Origin of the sequence: Mediterraneibacter sp. ICN-202921 (assembly GCF_037890075.1) — a bacterium.
GTDB classification, from domain to species: Bacteria; Bacillota; Clostridia; order Lachnospirales; family Lachnospiraceae; genus Mediterraneibacter; species Mediterraneibacter massiliensis.
Window position 1 is genome coordinate 60,600 of the sequence record NZ_JBBKBE010000008.1, and the last position, 18,693, is coordinate 79,292.

The window sequence follows — 18,693 nt, forward strand, 5'->3', positions numbered from 1 at the left end:
AATACTTACAAAGTCTGATAAAATAAAATACCATAAAGAAGACAGACACCAGGAATACCAAGGCTTCCAGTTGTCAAAAAAGAGAGTGTATTCAATCCTACATTCATTGAATTTTCATCCGGAAGAACAAACTGATTAATGAAAAAAATCAATGCCATGCCAATCACTGCACGTACAAGGAAATTTACTACAGCAGAAATAAGTCTGTTTTCCATTTATGATAACCTCTTTTCAAATTTATAATATATCTTATTCCATGTCTGTCTTCATTATGCTCTATATTTTAAAAACTAATTTAATGGCTCTTGTCCTTTTTCTAATGCTTCAATTACATCTTTAAACTGCGGAAGATATTCCTTTTCTAAAATAAGCAATTCATTTAATGCACTTTTTGCATTATAGTAAGAATTTACCAGAGGATTTGCAACCAAAGCTTCCAAAGCTGCATGGTAACTTCCTGTAACTGCCGCTTCTACCGCCAATTTTTCATACTCTTTAGCAGCATATATTTTACTCATCATATGGCCTGGAAGTTTTGGAAAACATATAGGATGAATTCCGGCGGCATTTACTAAAGAAGTTGTCGTGCATACGCAGTTTGGATCAAATTCCTGAATACATCCCATACTTGCCACATCCGGGCTGAATATTTCATTTGTATTGTTCCAAATAGCATTGATCAATGTAATTCCAGCTTCTCCATATCCTTTTCCTCCTCGGGTATTTGCAGCTAACGGATAAGCTCTGGGATCTAATTTCTCATATAATTCAAATGTACGTTTTTCTACAATTTTTACACACTCTGCTCTGGTCGCATGCTCAGGCATTACTAAATCATCCAGCACATTGCCTACATGTTTTTGTACATGTGCCAGCATGGATGCCCAATGATTTCCCGAATAATCCTGCAAGTCTTTAAAACTGTTTGGAAAATCATAATAAAATTCAAGATATGGTCCCATTGGAATATAGCCAATAAATTTTTCTAATGCAGGTTCTACAAATTCCTTTCGTAGTGCGGGAATATTTTCTGCCGACCATTCTAACAGTTTTTCAAATGCTTCATCTGTTACATCTTCTCCTTTCACAAAAACTTTACACCAGATCAAATGGTTTAATCCTATAACCTCTACAAATACATCCTCCGAATTTTCCTGTCCATAAATTTCTTTCATTGCTGTACGAATAACAGTAGGCCCATTACATAATCCAGCATATTTAATATTAGAATAACGATTTAACGCCTCTGCAATCATACCAGACGGATTCGCAAGATTTATCAGATAACACGATTTTTTTGCATACTCTTCAATTGCTCTAGCAATTTCCAAAATAGGCGGAATACTCTTAAATCCCATTATCATTCCACCGGGAGCTGTTGTTTCTTGCCCTATCAGTCCGTGTTTAAAAGGGATTGTCTCATCCAAGTTCCTAGCATCTGATTTTCCAGGACGAATTGTACAAATAACAAAATCACAGTTTTGTACAGCTTCTTCTAAATTATTTGTCAATACTATCTTTGTTGGCATATTTGCATCTTCAAACATTTTCTGTACATACTTACCTGTGCAGTTAAGTCGATATTCATCAATATCCATTAATCTCCATTCCTTTATTGGCATTTTATCTCTTCTTTCAATCAGCATTTCTGCTATATCTGGCAGATAAGAAGATCCTGAACCAATATTTGCTAAAATCATATTTCTCTCTTTCATTTTTCATACCTCCATATATTTTTTATTTATTCACTTTTTTCATCACGATAAATTAACAACATTACTATAAGAGCCGCAATGAAACCAATCCCGGCAGCAATGCATCCATGAATAAAATTCATCTGTGTTCCTCCAAAGAAACCAACTACTCCTAAAATATTACTTGGACCAAATGAATAATAAGTTACATTCATAATGCCAAGATAAAGACCTGATACTGCCCCCGAAATAATGGTTGTAAGCATCGCTCTTTTGTTGTTGAAAATAATTCCAAAAATCGATGGTTCACTTACACCTCCCAAGATAGAGGAAATAAAACACGTAATACCAAATTGTTTCTTTTTCGCAGATTTTGTTTTGATTATGTATCCTAAATCAAGTCCCATTACAATAAAATTATTTACTACCATTGCAATCGGCATAACTGCACTTTCCTGCCCCGCCGCAAATAGTGTTGTCATTGCAATAAAGAAAATGGGCCGTGCGATACCTGTTCCCGTCAAAATCACACAAAACGCACCAAATAGCATTGTTTCCAAAGGACCTGCTATATCATATAATCCGAAAATCAAATTTCCAAGACCTACTCCCAAATAATTCCCTATTGGCCCTAAAATACAAAAACTTAAAGGCAGCATGATCGCGATCGTTCCACATGGAATTAAGATAACTTTTATTACATCAGGTATATGTTTATTAAGAAACTTTTCAATATATTTTTGTATCCATGCAATCAAAATTATAGGAATCAATGAACTACTATATTCTATTGCAGCGGCAGGAATTCCATAAACCGTATAGGAAGCTCCTTCGCCAACAAGGCTTACAAAATTTGGATATATCAACATACAGGCAATCACCATTGTAATTAATGTATTAGAGCCAAATTTTCGCGATGCCGTATATCCAACCAATACAGGCAAAAAATAAAGAATTGTCTGTCCGACCCAATAGAAATTTCTATAGATATCTGATTCTTCCCCTACCAAATTTAAAAACTGAGGACCAATCAATACAGCGATCATATTAAAAATGCCTATTACAACAAATAATGGCACAAGCGGCGACAAACAAGAAGAAAATATACTAAAGATACCATTAATGAACCATTTTATATTTTTCTTTTGTTTATTCTCTATCAATATGCTGTCTAAATTTTCATTTATACTTTCGGTTTCTTCCAGACCAGTCAGATCTAAAACAGCATTATATACAGAATTTACGCCTGCTCCAATAATAACTTGTATCTCTCCCTCTGCTATCTGTACCCCATAAACACCTTCTACTTCTTTTATTTTTTCTAAGTTGGCCAGCCCATTATCTTTTAAATTAAACCTCAGTCTTGTCATACAATGAAAAACATGACTTATATTTTCTTTTCCTCCGACAAGTTTCAATACTTGTTCAGCAATCCTTTTCTCTTTATTCATTCCCCTTCCTCCTTTTCTTTTTGCTTTTTATATAAACCATGCCGCGCGCAAGCATGTTTCATTTTAACAGAAAACCCCAAAAAAACAGCCAAGCTATTTTTTCGGGGTAATGCCCTTTCGGTTACAATCCTCTTTTGTATATAATTGTTGAATATGAAGCATTAAATATAACAATTCCTTTTTCGAGCAATGTTTCCTAAATTCTTCTGCCAGATATGTATCCACTTTCATTACACATTCAAATACCTTTGGATAAGTTCGTTTTATTTCTTCGAATAATTCATCTCCTCCATCCAGAATATTTTCTTCTATTCTCTGCCTTTGTACAAAAAATTTTATATGGTTCTTAAAACGAAAATAATAAAAACTTCGTTTATCTATATTCATATCATAAAAATTTTCTATAATACTAGTAATATTCTTGATAATACTGGCAATATAATCAGATTCAGCTCGAATATTTTCTTTTATTCTTTCTCCTTCCAATGCATTTAAAAAATGCATGGTAATACTAGTTATCTCTCCCTTTTCCAAAGTTGTATGCATTCTTTCATTTATTTTTTTTACAAACCAGGCTGCTATTTTTGTCAGCTTAGGATATTCATATTCTAATTCGTATGAATATGGAAGAGGTATATCCATATTTTTTCTGTTTCTGATAATTGCAAAATTAATATGATCTGAAAGAACAAAAACAAGATTTGGATTTAAATCTCCATCTATTTCTTTCTTTGCTATATCCAACAATTTATTAACAAAGAAAAATACTTCTTCAGAAACTTCATTTAAAAGTTTATAATATTTGTGATCGATATTATAATAAGTTCTGTCTATCTTTGAAAGATCTTTTAATTCATACGGCATTTCAGGAAATCCAATTCCTTTGCCAAACACCACTATTTCATTTCCATTACTGTCAAGACCAACTGCTACATTATTGTTAATCTTTTTTGTAATTCTCATGAAACTCCTCCTTCTCAGGAAATTAATACTTCTCCGGCTTTTACTTTTTTTTCACAGCAGTTTAATTTTACTGCACCGTCATAACCTTCTGTAAATACGACAACTGTCGTAAGATTTATATTTCTTTTTTCTATTTCTGCATGATCTACATGTATAAGAGGCGTTCCCGCCTTCACTTTTTCTCCTTGTTTCACAAAACAATGAAAACCTGTTCCTTTTAATTTTACTGTGTCTAGCCCTACATGCAAAAGTATATTTATATCATCTTTTGTTTTAATTCCTACTGCATGTTTTGTATCCGCCAGAGTAATAATTTCTCCATCCGCCGGAGATACAATTATGTCTCCCGATGGAATTACTGCAAATCCATCTCCTAATATTTTTTCAGAAAAAACTGCATCAGGTACCTCTGTGATTGGAATACATTTTCCACATACTGGAGATACGATTTGAGTCTTTTTCTTTTTTAAAAATTTAAACATACTATTCTCCTTTATAAATAAAAAAACCCTCTGCATATCCTTTACTAAAAGGTAATGCCTCAGAGAGTTACAATCCTTAAAACATTTTATATAAATTTCTTTCTGAGCACTATGTTATACTACGTGTCTAAAAAAATCAATAACAAATTTTATTTTAGTTAAACCATACAAAAAAACAAATTACAAATTGTACAATTATCCTATAATTCAAAAAATTATATTCCAAATTATATCAAAACTTATTTTCTTCTAAATGCTATATTTCATCTATTAAAATATATATTATATGTTCTAATTCAATCATATATTTTTCATTTTTTGTGCATTATATATAATTTTTTTACATTAAAATATTTATTATCCCTAAAATAAATATTATTTTACGATTATTATTGTTTTTTTATGAACAAATATGATAAATTAATAATAAGTTAAAATAACTTTTTACTTTTTCACAAAACTACTTATCTCATCATTATCTTAAAGATATAATTTAGGAGGAACATCATGAATATAGCCGTTATCGATGTAGGAACATCCAGTATAAGAGGTATTCTCTATAATAACAGTGGAAAAATCTTACATATGCACCAAATTCGCTATCAAGTGCAGTATATCAATGAAACCTTTGCTGAAAAGGATCCTAAAGAATGGAAATGTGATCTCTATGCAATTGGAAAGAATCTTTCTGAATGGACAAATGAACATCATATACATATAGATGGACTTTCCCTTACGAGTCAACGTTCCACTGTTATTCCTGTTGACAAAAATGCCGTTCCTCTGTCACAGGCAATTATGTGGATGGATAAGAGAAATACTTCCATTGGAAATGAATTAAAACATGCAGAAAAATTAATTTCTGAAAAAACAGGAGCCCGGATCAATGATGTATTTTCAGGTAGTAAAATGACCTGGATAAAACGAAACCAACCTGAAATATATGCATCTGCTTATAAAATTCTTACTGTCGCGGACTATTTTGCTTTACTGATGACTGGTGAATTCAAAACGGATCACACATATGGAAGCCGTTCTTCTTTGATGAATATAAGAACAAGACAATGGGATGATGAGCTTCTTAAACTTTTTGAAATCGAAAAGGGCAAGTTATGCGATTTGATTTCTCCCGGTGAAGTATTAGGTACTACTACTGAAGACTTCTTTCATGCAACCGGAATTATGCAGGGAACTCCACTCATAAGCGCGGGAGGGGATCAGCAATGTGCCGCACTCGGACTCGGCATCATAAAAACAGGTGATATGGAACTTACAACAGGCACTGGAGCATTTCTTCTTGCTTATAGTGATAAGGTACCCGATAATTTAGAAGATAATGTAATATGCGGCGCTCATGCAGAAAAAGGAAAATATGTACTGGAATCCAGTATTCTTTCTTGTTGTTCTTTATATGACTGGTTTAAAAATCAATTTTATGTGGATACCACTGATTATGATCTCATTAACCAGGATATATTGCAATCTGTCCCAGGCTCCAACGGCTGTACTGTTCTTCCTTATTTCCAGGGCCGCGGTACGCCCGATTGGAATGCAGATGCTTCAGGTTGTTTTCTTAATCTGACATTGAGAACTACCCGACAAGACATGGCAAGATCTATATTAGAATCTATTGCTATGGAAACTGCAAATAATATTGATGTTCTGGAAAATTATGTAGGATATACAAATAAAATACATATAAGCGGAGGACTGACTAATTTTTCAGCTTTTAATCAAATACAGGCAGATGTATATCAAAAAGAATTAATAAAAAGTAAAAATCCTGAACAAACTTCTCTTGGCGGACTGATCAATGCCTTAGTTGGACTAGGATATTATACTGATTATCAATCTGCTCTTAACGCTGTAAAAAAAGAAGAAAAATCTGTCCTTTATGTCCCTGACAAAATGAATGCTTCTCTTTATAAAGAGAAAAGACTATATATGAATAAAATGTATAAAAAGCTATATTCTTAAACCTTTATTTTATAAGAAATGGAAAGATTTCCATAAAAAAGAGTACTAGATTAAATTTAAAAATAATCTAGTACTCTTTTTTATTTCTTAATAAATTTTATTTTTCTTCATCTTCTCCAGAGATTTCTACTTGTTCACCATCTATTTCTGCAGAAGCTTTCCTTACTTTTGCTGTACTTGCAACTGTTTCATTTTCTGGTAAATTAATTAATTTCACTCCTGAAGTTATTCTTCCATATACAGAAATATCAGAACACTTCATTCTTATTATAATACCTTCCGTATTGATGATCATAATTTCATTATCTTCATCTACCGCCTTCATACCGATCACATTTCCGGTCTTCTCAGTGATCTTATAACATTTCACACCTTTTCCACCACGGTTTTGTCTTGTAAATTCATCTATATCCGTACGTTTTCCCATACCCTTTTCAGAAATGATAAGGAGGTATTTTCCCTGACTGCTCATCTGCATGCCGATAACAACATCATTGTCAGATAAATTCATTCCACGCACACCCATAGATGTTCTTCCTGTAGAACGTACGTCCTGTTCATTAAAGCGGATACACTGACCATATTTTGTAACAAGTATAATATCTTGTTCGTTATCTGTTACTTTTACTTCTATCAACTTGTCATCTTCACGTAATGTGATAGCCGCAAGACCGGTTTTTCTGACATTTGCATAGTCAATAATAGGTGTTTTCTTTACAAGACCTTTTTCTGTTGCCATAAACAAATACTTTCCATCTTCATATTCTGAAATAGGAATAACAGCTGTGATCTTTTCATCCGGCATCAACTGAAGCAGATTGATAATCGCTGTTCCTCTTGCAGTCCTGCCGGCTTCCGGTATCTCATATGCCTTCAGTCTGTAAACTCTTCCTGTGTTTGTAAAGAACATAATATAATGATGACTTGTTGTTATAAACAGCTCTTCGATATAATCATCCTCCAGAGTCTGCATACCTTTGATTCCTTTTCCGCCTCTATTCTGGCTCTTAAAGGTATCCATCGTCATTCTTTTGATATATCCCAATTTTGTCATTGTAATGACTACATTCTCTCTAGGAATGAGATCTTCCATGGAAATATCAAATTCATCATATCCTATATGAGTTCTTCTTTCATCTCCATATTTTTCAGAAATAATCAAAATTTCCTTTTTGATGACGCCAAGAAGTATCTTTCTGTCTGCAAGAATTGCTTTCAATTCTCCGATTTTTTTCATCAATTCTTCATATTCTGCTTCCAGCTTTTCCCGTTCTAAACCTGTCAGCGCACGCAAACGCATATCTACAATCGCCTGTGCCTGTACATCTGTCAGTTCGAATCTTTCCATTAATTCTTCTTTTGCAATTTGAACGGTTTTAGATCCTCTGATGATCTTTATAACTTCGTCAATATGATCTAAAGCAATTAATAATCCCTGTAAAATATGAGCTCTTTCTTCAGCTTTATTCAGTTCATATTTCGTTCTTCTGGTAACAACATTTTCCTGATGTTCCAGATAATATTTCAGCATATCCAGGATATTCATGATCCTTGGTTCATTATTTACCAAAGCCAGCATGATCACGCCAAATGTATCCTGAAGCTGTGTATGCTTATACAACTGATTTAATATAACATTTGGATTTACATCTCTTCGCAGTTCAATACAAATACGCATACCCTCACGACTTGACTGATCACTTAGATCTGTAATTCCATCTATTCTCTTATCTCTGACTAATTCAGCAATTTTTTCAATCAATCTCGCTTTATTTACCATATATGGCAATTCTGTCACAATGATCCTGTTTTTTCCATTTTTCATTGGTTCAATATTCGTGACAGCGCGTACTCTTATTTTTCCTCTTCCTGTGCGATATGCCTCTTCAATTCCTCTTGTTCCTAATATCTCTGCTCCTGTAGGGAAATCAGGTCCTTTTACAATTTTTAATATATCCTCAATCGTAGTCTCCCCATTTTCATCTATCTGATCATCAATGATCTTTACTACTGCGGCTATCACCTCCCGCAGATTATGAGGAGGAATATTCGTTGCCATTCCTACTGCTATTCCTGATGTTCCATTTACAAGAAGATTTGGAAATCTTGATGGAAGAACGACAGGTTCTTTTTCTGTTTCATCAAAGTTAGGCGCAAAATCTACTGTATCTTTATTAATATCCGCAGTCATTTCCATAGATATTTTGCTAAGCCTTGCCTCTGTATAACGCATTGCCGCAGCTCCGTCTCCATCCACAGAGCCAAAATTTCCATGTCCGTCTACAAGTGGATACCTAGTGGACCACTCCTGCGCAAGATTAACCAAAGCACCATAAATAGAGCTATCCCCATGTGGGTGATATTTACCCATTGTATCACCGACAATACGAGCACATTTACGATGCGGTTTATCAGGACCATTATTCAACTCTATCATTGAATACAAAATTCTTCTCTGTACCGGTTTTAATCCATCTCTGACATCGGGAAGCGCACGAGCAGCAATTACACTCATGGCATAGTCGATATAAGAAGTCTCCATTGTCTTTTTTAAATCGACTTCATGAACCTTGTCAAAAATATTATCTTCCATTTTTTTCTCCTTTATCACTTACTTTTGCATACTACCGACTCCTAAAATCTGCTATATATCCAGATTCTGGACGTATTTTGCATTTTCTTCTATGAATTCTCTTCTTGGTTCTACTTTATCTCCCATTAAGGTAGTAAAAGTCAAATCAAGTTCGGAAGATGTTTCTTCATCCATTGTTACACGAAGCAGTATTCTATGTTCCGGATCCATTGTCGTATCCCAAAGCTGCTCTGCATCCATCTCACCCAGACCTTTATATCTCTGAATTTTATTATTTCCGTCTCTTCCCACTTCTGTCAGAATCTTGTTTAATTCTTCATCACTATATGCATACCAAACCTTTTTATTTTTTTCTAATTTATAAAGAGGCGGCTGTGCCAGATATACATACCCTTCTTTGATAAGATCAGGCATAAACCGATATAAAAAGGTTAATAATAAAGTACTGATATGAGCCCCATCCACATCGGCATCTGTCATGATGATAATTTTATGATATCTTAATTTTGAAATATCAAAATCTTCATGGATCCCTGTACCAAAGGCGGTGATCATTGCTTTAATCTCGGCATTTGCATAAATCTTATCTAAACGTGCTTTTTCTACATTTAAAATTTTTCCACGCAGCGGAAGGATTGCCTGTGTCGCCCGATCTCTTGCTGTTTTAGCAGAACCGCCCGCAGAATCTCCCTCGACAATATAAATTTCACAATTTACAGGGTCTTTGTCTGAACAATCTGCCAGTTTTCCCGGAAGCGACATACCTTCTAAAGCAGATTTTCTTCTTGTCAGATCTCTTGCTTTTCTTGCCGCTTCTCTGGCTCTTTGTGCCATTACAGATTTTTCAATCGTCAGCTTTGCTACACTTGGATTTTGTTCAAGAAAAATTTCAAGCTGGGTACTTACAATATTATCTACAGCTCCTCTTGCCTCGCTATTTCCAAGTTTCTGTTTTGTCTGCCCTTCAAACTGTGGATCTTCAATTTTAACACTGATGATCGCAGTCAGGCCTTCTCTTATATCTTCACCTGAAAGATTCGGTTCATTATCCTTTAAAAGTTTATTTTTTCTGGCGTAATCATTAAAAGTCTTTGTCAATGCATTTCTAAATCCTACAATATGGGTTCCCCCCTCCGGTGTTGTAATATTATTTACAAAACCATATGTGTTATCGCTGTAAGAATCATTATGCTGCATAGCAACTTCTACAAATACATTATCTTTCATCCCTTCACAGTAGATGATCTGCTCATAAAGAGGCGTTTTGCTTTTGTTTAGATAAGTAACAAATTCTTTGATGCCGCCTTCATAATGGAATGTTTTTTCCTTTGGATCTTCTTCTCTTTCATCTCTTAAAACAATTTTTAATCCTTTTGTTAAGAAAGCCATTTCTCTAAAGCGCTGCTTTAATATGTCATAATCAAAGATTGTTTCTTCAAAAATTTCCTTATCCGGCAGAAATGTTACTTTCGTTCCTGTTTTTTCTGCTTCGCAATCGCCGACTACTTTTAATTTAAAGGCTACTTTGCCTCGTTCATAACGTTGTTTATATATTTTTCCTTCATTGCAGATTTCTACTTCCAACCATTCAGAAAGCGCGTTTACGACAGATGCTCCAACTCCATGGAGCCCTCCCGAAACCTTATATCCCCCGCCGCCAAATTTTCCACCTGCATGGAGGATCGTAAATACAACTTCTACTGCTGGAAGTCCTGCTTTATGATTGATTCCTACCGGAATTCCACGCCCATTATCTATAACTGTAATGGAATTATCCGCATTGATACTGACAACTATAGTATCACAATATCCTGCTAAAGCCTCATCTACCGCATTATCTACAATTTCATATACCAGATGATGGAGACCTCTCGAAGAAGTGCTTCCGATGTACATACCCGGTCTTTTCCTTACCGCTTCTAATCCTTCTAATATCTGAATCTGATCTGCTCCATATTCAGCATCAAATTCTGTACCTGTTGCACCCATTTAAAAACCTCCTAATTTTCATTCGCTACTTTTCCATTTTTCACATGAAATATTTTATTAATTGAAAAACGATGATTCACAAATTCATCCAATCCAGTACATGTAATGACTGTCTGTATATCATGGATACTATCCAATAGATAGTTTTGCCTATGTTTGTCCAACTCAGACAATACATCATCTAATAATAAAATCGGTGTATCATTGATCAACTTTTTTACAAGCTCTATTTCTGAAAGTTTTAAAGAGAGAGCTGCCGTTCTCTGTTGTCCCTGAGACCCGAATTTTCTTATGTCAATATCTCCTGCCGTAAAACACAGATCATCTCTGTGTGGTCCGGAAGATGTACTTTTCATTCGTATATCTCTTTCCCTGTTCTTTTTAAGCGACTGCTCCAAGGAAAGATTTCCAATACTCTTTTCATATGTAATGAAAATTTTTTCCTTCCCGCCTGTCAATTTAAAATGAATATCCGAAATAATTTTATTTACCTGTTGTATAAATTTTTCTCGTCTCTCTATTATTTTGTTTCCGTATTCCACTAACTGAAGATCCCAGATATCCAAAGTTTCCATCAAACTTTCCTGTTTATATAATTCTTTCAATAAGGAATTTCTTTGATTGATGATCCGATTATAATTAGACAGGTTACTCAGATATAATTTGTCAAGCTGTGACAATTCCAGATCCATAAATCTTCGTCTGCCAGAAGGACCTTCTTTAATGATATTCAAATCTTCAGGAGAAAAAAATACAAAATGTATGATTCCAAATAATTCACTTGCCCTTCTGATTGGAATTTTATTAATAGCAATTCCTTTTGGACTATTCTTTTTCAAATGCATATCTATCTGAAAATCAGTCCCATGCTTGTTGACGATAGTCTCAAGATGGGACTCTTCTTCTCCAAATCTTATAAGATCTCTGTCTTTTGTTCCTCTGTGAGATTTGGTTGTTCCAGTCAAATAAAGGCCTTCCAGAATATTTGTTTTTCCCTGTGCATTATCTCCATACAAAATGTTCGTCTTTGGATCAAAGGTCAAATCTAATAAATCATAATTCCTATAATTTTTCAGCTTTAAAGATTTGATTACCATACTTTCTCCATTATTACTTACCTATTTTACACTTTTTTACCCTATTTTTCAATTTTTATTTCCTTGCCGTCAAAAGCAGCAATATCTCCATCATAGAGCTTTCTTCCACGCCTCATCTCTACTTCCTGATTGACTGTTACCAGACCATCCTGAATCACTTCTTTTGCTTCCACACCAGATCCAACCAGACCTGCCGCCTTCAAAGCCTGACCTAACTTGATAAATTCATCATTTTGACGTAATTTTATACTATCCACTTTCTTCTTTCTCCAAATCTTCTCATATACACAACATTTCGTTGTGTTTTTATAAATGGTTTCATTTATGCTACTGCACTGAAATTTACAGGAAGTATCAAATAAATATAACTCTGTGCCTCATCTTTTATAAAACACGGAGCTTTTGCATTCATAAAATACAATTCCACTTCTTCATCTTCTATGACTCTTAATGCATCTATCAAAAATTTAGGATTAAATCCGATCAACAAATCCTTTCCTTCTTTTGTTATAAAAATTTCTTCATCCATAGAACCTATCTGTGATTTTATTTTCAGTTCCATAGACTCCTCTCTGATGTCTATGATGATCGGCTTCTTATCCCCTTCTTTGATCAAAAGCGTAGCTCTGTCGATACAATCCAATAATTCACGTTTATTGATCTTTACTTTTGTCTCGTAATCACTAGAAAGCATCTGATCGATCTTGAAATATTCTCCCTCGATAAGGCGGGAAACCACCACTGTTTTATCAAATTCAAACACAATGTGATTCTTCGTAAATGAAATATCTACCTCTGCCTCTGCTTCTCCACCAATAATTTTACTGATCTCCTGCAAAGTTTTTCCAGGTACGATCACTTTTTTAGAAGCATAAGAATCTTTTAGTTCAATTTTACGAATAGAGATTCTGTGCCCGTCAAGAGACACTACTTTCAGCATATTGTCCTCAATCTCAAAAAGCTCTCCTGTCATCATTTTATTTGTATCATTATCAGCAATAGAAAAAATCGTCTGCCGGATAACTTCTTTGAGTGTAAATTCTGTAACTGTAATAAAATCATCTTTTTCAATAACAGGAAGATAGGAAAAATCATCTCCCGATTGTGCTGCAATGTTAAATTTTGCTTTTTCACATGTGATCAAAGCCTGACTATCTGATTCTGTCTCGATCACAACATCATTATCTGGAAGTTTTCTTACAATTTCAGAGAAAATTTTTGCATTTAATGCTATGATCCCTCTTTCAATGATCTCACCTTCAATTCTAGTTTCGATGCCCAATTCCATATCATTTGCTGTTAATTTAATTTCTTCTGTGGATGCATCTATTAAAATACATTCCAGAATAGGCATTGTAGTTTTTGAAGGCACTGCTTTAGATACAATGCTGACTCCTTTTACCAAATTTGATTTTGTACAAACAATTTTCATATACATAACTCCTTTCGACTTCCATGCTTTTATATATCTAAGAAAAGTTTATCTGTCTATAAAGTAAGTGTGGGGATAAAAATCCAGGTTCTTTTTTAGATATAAATATATATATCAATTCCGTATTCTTCTTAATAGGGACTGTGAATATGTTAATAAGTGCTTCAAAGCCTTAAAAAATAAAGGGTTGTCCATTTTGATAACTATGTAGAAAGACAATGTATAAGGGTTGGATAAAATGAGAATAAAAAATCGTTAAAAAAAATAAAAAATGTTTTTCACACATTCATCCACATGTTTTTTACATAGTTATTCACAAGGATGTATTTTGCTTATATTGGATTGATTTTTTTCTTTATAATATTGACTGTATTATTAAGAGCTTCATCGTTCTTAAGAGCGGCTTCAATTTTATCTACTCCATGACTGATAGAAGCATGATCTCTGCCGCCAAGGATGATCCCAATGGACTTTAAGGGAGTCTCCGTCATTTTACGGCATAGATACATGATGATCTGTCTGGGAAGGACGATTTCTGCATTTCGTTTTTTTCCTTTTAGTTCAGAAACAGGAATATTAAAATGGTCAGATACAATGTCAATGATCAGTTCCGGAGTAACGACCCGATTTCTGTCCGGAGAAATAATATCCTTTAATGCTTCTGCAGCAAGTGGAATATCAATAGCTCGGTTTTCAAGATTAGCAAGAGCTATCAGTTTATTTAAAGAACCTTCAAGTTCCCTGATATTAGATTTGATATTATTTGCTATATATTGCATGACTTCATCGGGAATATGATAACGCTCCAGTCCATCTAATTCTTCTTTTTTTCTTAAGATGGCCATTCTTGTTTCATAATCAGGAGAGGAGATATCTGCGATCAGTCCCCATTCAAATCTTGTCCTAAGACGTGCTTCCAGTGTCTCGATATCTTTTGGAGGCTTGTCGCTGGAAATGATGATCTGTTTTCCTGATACATGAAGATGATTAAAGGTATGAAAAAATTCTTCCTGTGTACTTTCTTTTCCTATGATAAATTGAATATCATCGATCAGAAGTACGTCATTATTTCTATATTTTTCACGAAATGTGGTCATTGCCAACTCGTTTCCGTTTTTTCCAATTTTTAAAGCATCGATCAGCTCATTTGTAAATGTTTCACTTGTTACATAAAGAACCTTTTTAGAAGAATCATTTTCTAATATAAAATGAGCAATAGAGTGCATTAGATGGGTTTTTCCAAGCCCTACTCCTCCATATATAAAAAGTGGATTGTAAATTTCGCCTGGCGATTCTGCGACAGCTAAAGAAGCTGCATGAGCAAAATTATTATTGCTTCCGACAACAAACGTATCGAATGTGTATTTGGGATTTAAATTTGCCTGTTCAAAAATAGCATTTGATTTTTGTTTCTTTACAGAGGATTGTTTTTTTTCTCTGATGACAGTTTCATCTTCTGTGACAAAAGCAACTTCATATTCAATTCCTGTTACTTCACCGATACACACGCGGAAAGGAAGTCTGTATTTATCTTCTATATGTTCCAGACTTGCTCTTAATTTTACCAGTATGTAGACTGTATCTTCTGTTACTTCATATACAGTAAGCGGGGCAATCCAGGTATTATATGAAATATTTGAAGAGCAATATTCTAATTTCATTTTATTCAGGATCTGCTCCCAATTTTTTTCTACAATATTCATGGATAATAACTCCTAATCAATATAATAGAGAGATATAAAGGCAGAATCTCTCTATTACATTTTACATCAAAAAAGAGGTATAAGCAACGGAAAATCTATGTGTATAAGTTTATGAACATAGAATATACAGAGAATTGAGACATGTTTGGGATAAAAAGAAAAGTTATCTACAGATTATTTTGTGGTTATCCACAAGTTATTCACATTGTGTGGATAAAGTGGATAAAAAAATATTCCGAATTGCTTGACTTATGGCTGTTTTTTTTCTATAATTAAGAGCAGTGTCTTTTTGTATAATGAGATAATATTGTTGATACTTTATTATAAAGTATATCAAGTAAAGGGAGGTGTATGGATAATGAAAATGACATTTCAGCCTAAGAAAAGATCAAGAGCTAAAGTTCACGGTTTTAGAGCGAGAATGAGCACACCAGGCGGAAGAAAAGTTTTAGCTGCCAGAAGAGCAAAAGGAAGAAAACAGTTGTCAGCGTAGGCCGCATATATGTGGCCTTTTCTTCTATTTATTTAAAATGCAGATGGAATGAGGAGATAAATGAAATTTTCCGAATCTTTAAAGAAGAATAAAGATTTCCAGACAGTTTACAGACAAGGAAAATCTTATGCGAATAAATATCTTGTTATGTATATTTTAAAAAGTGAAACTGGAAAAAATAGAGTAGGAATTTCTGTCAGCAAGAAAGTAGGAAATAGTGTCATAAGACATCATATCACAAGATTGATCAGAGAAAGTTATAGACTATCGGAAGAACATTTCCAAAGTGGATATGATATTGTCATTATAGCCAGAGTAAGTGCAAAAGAAAGAACATATCAGGAAATTTTGAGTGCACTGATCCACCTTGGAAAACTTCATGAGATATATGTCTGATCGGACAAACATAAAGGAGTGCAGTAGAAGATGAAACGGATTTTGATCGCGTTGATCCGGTTTTATCAAAAGTATTTATCCGGATTAAAAAGGCAGTATCATTGTATTTATATACCAACTTGTTCACAGTATGGGATTGAAGCAATCGAGAAATACGGAGCAATCAAAGGGGGCGCTTTGACTGTTTGGAGAATACTGCGCTGCAATCCATTTGCAAAAGGAGGGTATGACCCGGTACCTTAAGGAGGATAAAAGATGTATGGGATTTTAGCTGTCGGTTACGGAGACTGGCCGATTATCAAGCAGATTGCCTGGCTGTTGGGTAAACTGATGAATGGAATCTATAATGTGATGAATGCGATTGGTATTCAAAATATCGGTATTTGTATCATTATATTTACGATCATTATTTACACATTAATGATTCCTCTTACGATCAAACAACAGAAATGGTCTAAGATGTCTGCTGTTATGCAGCCTGATATAAGAAAAATACAAAAAAAATATGCAGGAAAAAGAGATCAGGCTTCCATGTTAAAACAGCAGGAAGAAATGCAGATCATATATGAAAAATACGGAACTTCTCCAACAGGAGGATGTCTTCCGATGTTAATACAGATGCCGATCTTGTTTGCTTTGTACCCGGTAGTTTCTAATATACCAAAATATGTACAAGGCGTAAAAGATGTTTATATGCCTGTTGTAAATCAGATTATGGCGACAGATGGTTTCCAGAAGATCATGGAAAAAATAGGAGAAGCAAGTCCGGTTCTTATGAGTCCAAAATCTTATGATTATTCGAAAGTGGATACCATTGTCAATGCGCTTTATAAATTTCAGGATTCTACATGGAATACATTAGTTGATAAAATGCCTTCTCTAAGTGAGATCGTAAATGATACGGTCAGTCAGGTAGGTCATTTAAATACTTTCCTTGGGATCAATATTGGAGAGCAGCCTTTGACTATGTTAATGTCAGCATTCCATGATTTTTCTATCATAGGGATCATTATGGCTGTTATCATTCCTTTGATGGCAGGACTTACACAGTTTATCAGTGTAAAATTACAGCCGCAGCCGGCAATGCAGGATAATGGAGATAATCCGATGGCGGGTTCTATGAAAACAATGATCTATACAATGCCGCTGATTTCTGTTGTATTTGGATTTACTCTTCCTGCAGGTCTTGGTTTGTATTGGGCAGCAAGTGCTCTGGTAAGATGTGTACAGCAGCTTGCGATTAATAAGTATTTAAGCAAGAAAACAGTGGAAGAATTGATTGAAGAGAATCAGAAAAAGGCAGCTAAGAAGCGTGAGAAAAAAGGTACTTCTGCTCAGGAAATAAATCGAATGGCAACACAAAGTACAAGAAACGTGACAGCGAAGAAAAAATCAAATATGTCTGATTCCGAAAAAGAAGAAAAGTTAAAAAAAGCCGCAGAATATAGTAAGAATGCAAAACCGGGAAGTCTTGCAGCTAAGGCAAATCTGGTAAGCAGATATAATGGCAATGACGGCATAAGCAAAGAAAAAACGAAGAAAGAAGATAGTGATAAATAGTTATCGCGGGAAGGAGCAGGGATGAACGGGAGTATCAGAGTATCAGCAAAGACTGTCGATGATGCAATAACAGAAGCATTGATTCAGTTGGGTGTAACAAGTGACCGACTGGAATATGAAGTGATTGAAAAGGGAAGCGCCGGTTTTCTGGGAATTGGAATGAAACAGGCAGTAATTGAAGCAAGAAGAAAGCCAGAACCAAAACCAGAGATCATAAAAGAAGAACCTGTTAAGAAACCCGAGATAAAAAAGGAAAAGCCAAAACAGGCTGAAAAAATTGCACCTGCAGAAAAAACAGAAGAAAAAGTTGTTGAAAAACAGGAAGAAACTTCTGTAAAACAAAAAGAGGATCTTGCTGAAGTAACGGATGAAGCAATCAAAGCCGTAGAAGATTTCTTAAAGGATACTTTGTCTGCTATGGATATGGAAGTAGAAATCACTTCTAAAGTAGATGAAGACGGTGCTTTAAGCATTGAGATGAATGGAAAACACATGGGAATTTTGATCGGCAAAAGAGGACAGACATTGGATGCGCTGCAATATCTTGCAAATCGTGTGGCAAATAAACATCAGGAAGGATATGTGCGTGTTAAATTAGATACAGAAAATTATCGTGCAAGAAGAGAAGAAACTCTGAAGAATCTGGCAAAGAATATTGCGCATAAGGTGAAAAGAACACGCAGAGCAGTATCTCTCGAACCTATGAATCCATATGAAAGAAGAATCATCCACGCTGCTTTACAGGCAGATCCATATGTTACGACACATAGTGAAGGGGAAGAACCTTACAGAAAAGTAGTTGTTACATTAAAGAAATAGGAAGATTATAGAAGCGAAAGAGACGTTTTACGCTTCACGGAAAC

At 34.5% G+C, this 18,693-nt stretch carries 17 protein-coding genes; 6 read left to right on the forward strand and 11 right to left on the reverse strand.

Annotation, left to right across the window (positions count from 1 at the left end; translation table 11 throughout):
* Positions 1–5: 5 nt before the first annotated feature.
* The 5 genes from WKT01_RS08440 to WKT01_RS08460 all read right to left on the reverse strand — a co-directional run bounded on the left by WKT01_RS08440 (position 6) and on the right by WKT01_RS08460 (position 4,590).
* On the reverse strand, positions 6–215 hold the full coding sequence (locus WKT01_RS08440) for a pro-sigmaK processing inhibitor BofA family protein (protein ID WP_059067118.1): 210 nt from the start codon (positions 213–215) through the stop codon (positions 6–8).
* 75 nt (positions 216–290) lie between these two features.
* Positions 291–1,715, reverse strand: a complete 1,425-nt coding sequence (locus tag WKT01_RS08445; RefSeq protein WP_117974706.1) for a family 4 glycosyl hydrolase — start codon at positions 1,713–1,715, stop codon at positions 291–293.
* A gap of 26 nt (positions 1,716–1,741) precedes the next feature.
* Positions 1,742–3,145, reverse strand: coding sequence for a PTS transporter subunit EIIC (locus WKT01_RS08450; protein WP_117974708.1), 1,404 nt, complete (start codon positions 3,143–3,145; stop codon positions 1,742–1,744).
* Between the two features lie 93 nt (positions 3,146–3,238).
* Positions 3,239–4,108: a PRD domain-containing protein gene (locus WKT01_RS08455; RefSeq protein ID WP_117974709.1), complete on the reverse strand. Its 870-nt coding sequence runs from the start codon at positions 4,106–4,108 to the stop codon at positions 3,239–3,241.
* A gap of 14 nt (positions 4,109–4,122) precedes the next feature.
* The gene (locus WKT01_RS08460) at positions 4,123–4,590 is read right to left on the reverse strand and encodes a PTS sugar transporter subunit IIA (RefSeq protein WP_270395931.1); all 468 of its coding nucleotides are present in this window, start codon (positions 4,588–4,590) and stop codon (positions 4,123–4,125) included.
* Positions 4,591–5,097: 507 nt separating this feature from the next.
* Between WKT01_RS08460 and WKT01_RS08465 the strand changes: the two genes are divergently transcribed.
* Positions 5,098–6,567 (forward strand): FGGY-family carbohydrate kinase, encoded by a 1,470-nt coding sequence (locus WKT01_RS08465; protein ID WP_117974714.1) that lies wholly within the window; start codon positions 5,098–5,100, stop codon positions 6,565–6,567.
* 97 nt (positions 6,568–6,664) lie between these two features.
* On the opposite strand, the gene gyrA is transcribed toward WKT01_RS08465, so the two are convergent.
* The 6 genes from gyrA to dnaA all read right to left on the reverse strand — a co-directional run bounded on the left by gyrA (position 6,665) and on the right by dnaA (position 15,381).
* Positions 6,665–9,160 carry a DNA gyrase subunit A gene (gene gyrA, locus WKT01_RS08470; RefSeq protein WP_117974716.1) on the reverse strand — a complete coding sequence of 832 codons (2,496 nt, stop codon included), beginning with the start codon at positions 9,158–9,160 and terminating at the stop codon, positions 6,665–6,667.
* Between the two features lie 51 nt (positions 9,161–9,211).
* Positions 9,212–11,149, reverse strand: a complete 1,938-nt coding sequence (gene gyrB / locus WKT01_RS08475; protein WP_117974717.1) for a DNA topoisomerase (ATP-hydrolyzing) subunit B — start codon at positions 11,147–11,149, stop codon at positions 9,212–9,214.
* A gap of 11 nt (positions 11,150–11,160) precedes the next feature.
* The gene (recF, locus tag WKT01_RS08480) at positions 11,161–12,246 is read right to left on the reverse strand and encodes a DNA replication/repair protein RecF (protein ID WP_059067103.1); all 1,086 of its coding nucleotides are present in this window, start codon (positions 12,244–12,246) and stop codon (positions 11,161–11,163) included.
* A gap of 41 nt (positions 12,247–12,287) precedes the next feature.
* Positions 12,288–12,503 carry an RNA-binding S4 domain-containing protein gene (locus WKT01_RS08485; RefSeq protein WP_059067100.1) on the reverse strand — a complete coding sequence of 72 codons (216 nt, stop codon included), beginning with the start codon at positions 12,501–12,503 and terminating at the stop codon, positions 12,288–12,290.
* 65 nt (positions 12,504–12,568) lie between these two features.
* Positions 12,569–13,678, reverse strand: coding sequence for a DNA polymerase III subunit beta (dnaN, locus tag WKT01_RS08490; RefSeq protein WP_117974719.1), 1,110 nt, complete (start codon positions 13,676–13,678; stop codon positions 12,569–12,571).
* 332 nt (positions 13,679–14,010) lie between these two features.
* Positions 14,011–15,381, reverse strand: a complete 1,371-nt coding sequence (gene dnaA / locus WKT01_RS08495) for a chromosomal replication initiator protein DnaA (RefSeq protein ID WP_059067096.1) — start codon at positions 15,379–15,381, stop codon at positions 14,011–14,013.
* 358 nt (positions 15,382–15,739) lie between these two features.
* Between dnaA and rpmH the strand changes: the two genes are divergently transcribed.
* The 5 genes from rpmH to jag are packed head-to-tail and all read left to right on the forward strand — an operon-like array spanning position 15,740 to position 18,649.
* The gene (gene rpmH / locus WKT01_RS08500) at positions 15,740–15,874 is read left to right on the forward strand and encodes a 50S ribosomal protein L34 (protein WP_004841272.1); all 135 of its coding nucleotides are present in this window, start codon (positions 15,740–15,742) and stop codon (positions 15,872–15,874) included.
* Between the two features lie 60 nt (positions 15,875–15,934).
* Positions 15,935–16,270, forward strand: a complete 336-nt coding sequence (gene rnpA / locus WKT01_RS08505; RefSeq protein WP_059067094.1) for a ribonuclease P protein component — start codon at positions 15,935–15,937, stop codon at positions 16,268–16,270.
* Between the two features lie 30 nt (positions 16,271–16,300).
* Positions 16,301–16,513 (forward strand): membrane protein insertion efficiency factor YidD, encoded by a 213-nt coding sequence (yidD, locus tag WKT01_RS08510; protein WP_059067092.1) that lies wholly within the window; start codon positions 16,301–16,303, stop codon positions 16,511–16,513.
* 12 nt (positions 16,514–16,525) lie between these two features.
* Positions 16,526–17,830 (forward strand): YidC/Oxa1 family membrane protein insertase, encoded by a 1,305-nt coding sequence (locus WKT01_RS08515; RefSeq protein ID WP_059067091.1) that lies wholly within the window; start codon positions 16,526–16,528, stop codon positions 17,828–17,830.
* Between the two features lie 21 nt (positions 17,831–17,851).
* A complete protein-coding gene (jag, locus tag WKT01_RS08520; protein ID WP_059067089.1) occupies positions 17,852–18,649 on the forward strand; it encodes an RNA-binding cell elongation regulator Jag/EloR in 798 nt (265 codons plus the stop codon).
* Positions 18,650–18,693: the final 44 nt, after the last annotated feature.